We start from the raw sequence: 2,459 nt of genomic DNA, 5'->3' as shown, positions 1-2,459 counted from the left end.
GCTCCGGGCACCGGTTGGGGCTGTGGTTCCGCGACCATCCCGAGGACCGGCGGGAGTTCGTCACCGCTGTGCTGACCGGCCTCGGCGAGCAGGGCTGGTCGGCGACCCGCGCGTGGGTCGCCAAGCAGCTCCCGGAGGGCCGTACGGTCGCCACGTCGGCCTTTCTGGCCGGGGGCTGGAGCGCCCAGATGCGGCGGCTCGCCCTCGACGACGGTACCGAGCTGGCGCTGCGGACGTTCGTGAAGCCCTTCTTCCGGCGGCACGCACCCGGACTGCTGGCCCGCGAGGCGGAGATGCTCACGCTGCTGGCGGAGCAGGAGGGCGTGCCGGCCGCCGAGCTGATCGGCGTGGACGCGACCGGGGAGCACTGCGACCATCCGTCCCTGCTGATGTCCGTGCTGCCTGGGCGGGTCCGGGTCGACGAGGAGGAACTCGATGCGCGGGTGGACCTGCTGGCGGCCCAGCTGGCCCGGATCCACCGGGTCGTCCCCCGGGAGCGCCCGCGGACGTACCAGGCGTGGACGTCCCCGGCGGCGGTTCCCCCGGGGTGGGAGCGGGCCGTGGACGTCATCCGCCGTGATCCCCCGCCGTACGACGACTGCCTCCTGCACCGGGACTTCCACCCCGGGAACGTCCTGTTCACGGGTTCGGGGGCCGGTCTGCGGATCAGCGGTGTCGTCGACTGGGTGGAGACCTCATGGGGGCCCGCCGACCTGGATGTCGCCCACTGCTCGACGGCACTCGCGCTGCTGCACGGCCCCGAGTGCGGCCTCGGATTCCGGGAGCGCTACGAGGCCCTGGGCGGGCGGCGCCTGGCCGACGGCCCGGAGCATCTGTACTGGCGGCTGCTCGACGCGCTGGCCTATGTCCCCGACGCGGCGAAGCTGGCCGGGCCGTGGCGGGAACTGGGCCGGACCGATCTGAGGCCGGAGATGCTGGGCGGGCGGCTGGAGGCGTATGTGACGGGGCTGCTGGAGCGGTACGGCTGAGGCGGTGGGCCGGCCGGTCACGGGCGACTGTCAGTGGCGTCCGCGATGATGCAGGTGGGTCGGAGGACGCGGCGAGTGGAGGCCGGACATGGGCGGCGGGGCACGGTACATCGGCGTGGCGGAGCGGCGGGCCCGGCTCGCGCTGCGGCAGCGGCTCGCGCGGCAGGCGTGGGCGCGGACGCCCGAGGAGGTCGCCGGTGCGCTGGTCGCGCTGCACGGCACGGACCCGGCGACGGTGTATCTGGCCGTGGGCGCCCGGCTCGCCGACCCCGCCGGGACCGTCGAGGAGACGGGGCGGGCCCTGTACGAGGACCGTTCCCTGGTGCGGATGCACGGCATGCGGCACACGGTGTTCGTGTTCCCCACCGGGCTGACGGCCGTCGTGCACGCCTCGACGGGGCTGGCCGTCGCCGCCCGGGAGAGGTCCTCGCTGCTCAAGCACATGGCGGCGGTGGGGGCGCCGGACGCGGCCTGGCTGAAGGAGGTCGAGGAGTCGACGCTGGCGGCGCTCGCCCGGCGCGGGCAGGCGACCGCGTCCGAACTCGCCCAGGACGAGCCGCGGTTGCGGGAGCAGTTCGTGTACGCGCCCGGGAAGAGCTACGAGGGGGTGCACACGGTCTCGACCCGGCTGCTGAGAGTGCTGGGCGTCGAGGGGAAGGTGGTGCGCGGCCGGCCGCTCGGCTCCTGGACGTCCAGCCGATTCCGCTGGGCCGTGGCGCCCGAGCACCCCGAGCTGGATGTCGCGCAGGCGCAGGCGGAGCTGCTGAGACGGTGGGTCGCCGCGTGCGGTCCGGTGACCGAGGCCGACCTGAAGTGGTGGACGGGGTGGCGTGTGACGGAGGTCCGCAGGGCGCTGGCCGCGATCGGGGCGGAGCCGGTGTCGCTGGACGAGGGCACGGGGTACGTGGCCGCGGGTGACGCGGGCCCGGTGCCCTCCCCCGACGAGCCCTGGGCCGCGCTGCTGCCCGGCCTCGATCCGACGGCGATGGGGTGGCAGCAGCGCGACTGGTATCTCGCCCCCGGCCTGCGGCCCCGGTTGTTCGACGGCAGCGGCAACGTCGGGCCGACGGTGTGGTGGGACGGACGGGTGATCGGCGGCTGGGCCCAGCGGCCGGACGGGGAGATCACCTGGCGGATCCTCGACGAGGAGGGCATCGGCCGGGAGGCCCGCGCGGCGATCGGGTCGCAGGCGGAGCGGCTCGCCGGATGGCTGGGGACGACGAGGATCACGCCGCGCTTCCGCACGCCACTGGAGAAGGAACTCGCGGCGGGCTGAAGAGCGACGGCACGTCCGAGCACCGCTCAGCCGGCCGGCTCCGGGACGGCCCGCACCGGTGAGGCGCGGCGCCGGTCACACGCGGCGGGGCTTGTGCGCCAGAACCTCGGCGCCGTCGGCTGGAGCCTCACCCCTAAGTGTCCGCCGGTTCGGATGGTGTGAGCGGTGCAGGTGCTTCAAGTGCAGCTGGAGAT

2 protein-coding genes are annotated in these 2,459 nt (G+C 74.8%); both read left to right on the top strand.

Features of this window, described 5'->3' with window-relative positions; genetic code table 11:
* A partial coding sequence (locus ABZ281_RS45915) for an aminoglycoside phosphotransferase family protein (RefSeq protein ID WP_356664394.1) occupies positions 1 to 989 on the top strand: 989 nt, incomplete at its 5' end.
* Positions 990 to 1,077: 88 nt separating this feature from the next.
* Positions 1,078 to 2,265, top strand: coding sequence for a winged helix DNA-binding domain-containing protein (locus ABZ281_RS45910; protein WP_356664392.1), 1,188 nt, complete (start codon positions 1,078 to 1,080; stop codon positions 2,263 to 2,265).
* Positions 2,266 to 2,459: the final 194 nt, after the last annotated feature.

Source organism: Streptomyces sp. NPDC006265 (genome assembly GCF_040613555.1).
In the GTDB taxonomy this organism is placed as follows: Bacteria; Actinomycetota; Actinomycetes; order Streptomycetales; family Streptomycetaceae; genus Streptomyces.
The sequence above is the reverse complement of the archived record's forward strand: the minus strand, read 5'-3'. Positions and strand labels throughout refer to the sequence as shown.

Excerpts from the sequence above, each read along its gene's own strand:
- ABZ281_RS45910 (WP_356664392.1), top strand. The coding sequence starts at position 1,078 with ATGGGCGGCGGGGCACGGTACATCGGCGTGGCGGAGCGGCGGGCCCGG.